This window comes from Filifactor villosus (assembly GCF_042652965.1).
GTDB lineage: Bacteria > Bacillota > Clostridia > Peptostreptococcales > Filifactoraceae > Filifactor > Filifactor villosus.
Genome location: NZ_JBHSHL010000016.1, coordinates 1 through 2,530, shown reverse-complemented (window position 1 = coordinate 2,530; position 2,530 = coordinate 1). Strand labels below are relative to the sequence as shown.

Annotated in this window: 3 protein-coding genes; all 3 read right to left on the bottom strand. The window is 31.0% G+C overall.

What is annotated here, in order from left to right; genetic code table 11:
• On the bottom strand, positions 1 to 843 hold an 843-nt coding region (locus ACFO4R_RS05355), incomplete at its 3' end, for a hypothetical protein (protein WP_465254256.1).
• A 16-nt stretch (positions 844 to 859) separates the two neighbouring features.
• On the bottom strand, positions 860 to 1,450 hold the full coding sequence (locus tag ACFO4R_RS05350; RefSeq protein WP_379788016.1) for a restriction endonuclease subunit S: 591 nt from the start codon (positions 1,448 to 1,450) through the stop codon (positions 860 to 862).
• A gap of 108 nt (positions 1,451 to 1,558) precedes the next feature.
• The gene (locus ACFO4R_RS05345) at positions 1,559 to 2,488 is read right to left on the bottom strand and encodes a restriction endonuclease subunit S (RefSeq protein ID WP_379788015.1); all 930 of its coding nucleotides are present in this window, start codon (positions 2,486 to 2,488) and stop codon (positions 1,559 to 1,561) included.
• Between the last annotated feature and the right edge of the window lie 42 nt (positions 2,489 to 2,530).

The following is a 2,530-nucleotide window of genomic DNA, read 5'->3' as shown; positions in this document are numbered from 1 at the left end:
TATATCTTTTATTTTATCATAGTTTTGTTCCTTATAGGGAACTATTAGCTCTTTTTGTGCGGTATTTCCTATATTTTTATTTTTTTCTAACAAACAACATTCTTTTTTATTATCTTTTATGCTTCTCTCGCTCTTAAACTCATTGAATAACACATTGTAGAATAAAGCATGGTGTGTTGTGATTATGAATCTTAATTCCTCAGCCCTTGAATTAGATATCGTCTCTCTTAAAGAAATCGCCAACTCTATAAGATGATTATCATCTAAAGAGGTAACCGGATCATCTATAAAAATATATTGAATAGCATTAAATTCATCTGTGCTTCTGTCACTGATTTCATCAATATTTAACTCTGCTATAATTGTTTCGATCAATACAAAAAATACAGCCCAAATAAAAATGCTTTCCTCACCCTTGGAAATTTTGATATTTTCAACAGCTTCCTCGTCTCCGGTAGGTAAACTAAACGTGATTTCTCCAGTACTTGTATTGATATTAGGTTCAATCTTTGAAGAAGTAAATTCTTTAAATCTCTCTGCTATCTCATTTTCTTTTCCTTGTCTTACTATAAGGTCAATAAAGCTTGAATTTTTATTAATCTTAAGTTTTCTATCATTATCATTTTCTAAATCATTGTCCCAAGAAAATAAATCTTCCGTGAAAGCATTATAATAAACTACATGCTTAATAACTTCATCGTCTTTTACCTCATTGACAAGATTTTTAAATTCCATTGACAATCTTGTCTTCCCCGTTGCATTGAAAGCGTACAATAAAGTGATTTTTTTATTGGAATCTTTAATTCTTTGAGCTATTTCTACTAAAGAACCGTACTCCTCCATACTCTCACCTCATATCTTAATTTCTTCCCTTAAAGTCCAATAGCTTCTCTCTATAATACTCATACTGCTTCTGCCTTAACTCTATTTCTTTCGGTAATCCTTGAGAAATATCATTGATAAGAGCATCGAACTCATCAAGAATTGAAACAATATATTCTTGGACTGGGACAGATGGAAGTACAAATTCATATTCCATAATTTTATTTTTATCTCCTCTTGGCATTTTTGCTCCTTTGGAAAATTTGATATCATATTCAAAGAAAGATTCATTGGACAATATCTGATATAAAAATCTTGGAACAATTATATTTTCACAATCCTCTTTTATAGAAATTGCCAACACATCACCATTTGTTCCTCCGTCAATATCCGCCATCCAAATCTTTCTTAAATAAGGTCGTATATTTCCTATCAAAATATCGCCCCGTTTAAAAGCAATTAAACTTCCTACTTTTGGAACATGACTGGAATCCACTTTGCCTAATTTATCCTTCAATAAATTTTCAACACCTACATAATTCTCTACATTTAATAATTCCGCAGAAATTTTTTGATTTGAATATCTTGCAATACTACTTAATACTATTTTATTAACATTACTAAACATTTTTACATCTACAATATCCGCAGCTTCTTTTAATATATCAAAATAACTATCAGATATTATCTGTCTGTCTGTCTGTCTGTCTGTCTATCTGTCTATCTGTCTATCTGTCTATCTGTCTATCTGTCTAGGAATTGTCTCGTTCTCTATATCAAATGTCAATAGCTTTTCACGATAATATTCGTATTGTTTTTGCCTTTCTTCAATTTCTTGAGGCAATAATCCTTGCGTCTCAGAAAGTAACGCTTGAAACTTATCAAGGATTTCGACCACTTTATTTTGAATTTGAATAGGCGGAAGTGATATTGAAAACTTAGCCATATCATCTCCGTGTATACGAATTAACTTTGTTCCTGTAACTTTCTTTTCTTTTTGTTTTTGAAACTCTGCTGTTTGAAAGTAATAAGCAATATACTTAGAATTTTCAACCGTACTGTAGCTATACATATCTCCCGAAAATCCAACTTCTTCACTTCCAAGCCAAACCAAGCTTTTCCCTACATCCTCTATATTTTCGGAAGTTGTAGCGATTAAAATATCACTAAACTTTGCTTTTTTTAATTTAGAAAAAATATCATCACTTACAAAGGAAATTGTTCTATCCGTTTCAAACCCATACTGAGTGTATATTTGTCCATAATGAATTACAGGTTTCCCTTTTGCAATAAAATCTCTTTTTTGAAGTCCATTTCCTCTGGTAAATAAACCTATTTCACCAAGAGTAGTAAATCTTACTTGATACCTTTTGTTTTCTAATCTGTCTATCTTTTCTGAAATTTTATTCAAATATTTCTCACTTAAAAGCATATCTCTATAGTACTCATATTGCTTAGTTCTATCCTGTAATTCAGCCTGTAATTCAGTAACATAATTTGTGAATTTGTCAAGTGTTTTTACAATTTTTTCTTGTGTTTCAAGAGATGGGATTGGGATTTCGAATCGTCCCAGGTCCTTAGCATATACATGAGGAATACCACTTCCTTGTTTTAATTCAAAAATTTTATGTTGAACGCTTAGAGCGTGTCTACACAAATTAAACAAGGCATCTTAACCATAAAACGATCGATGCCAAATGAATTGCTC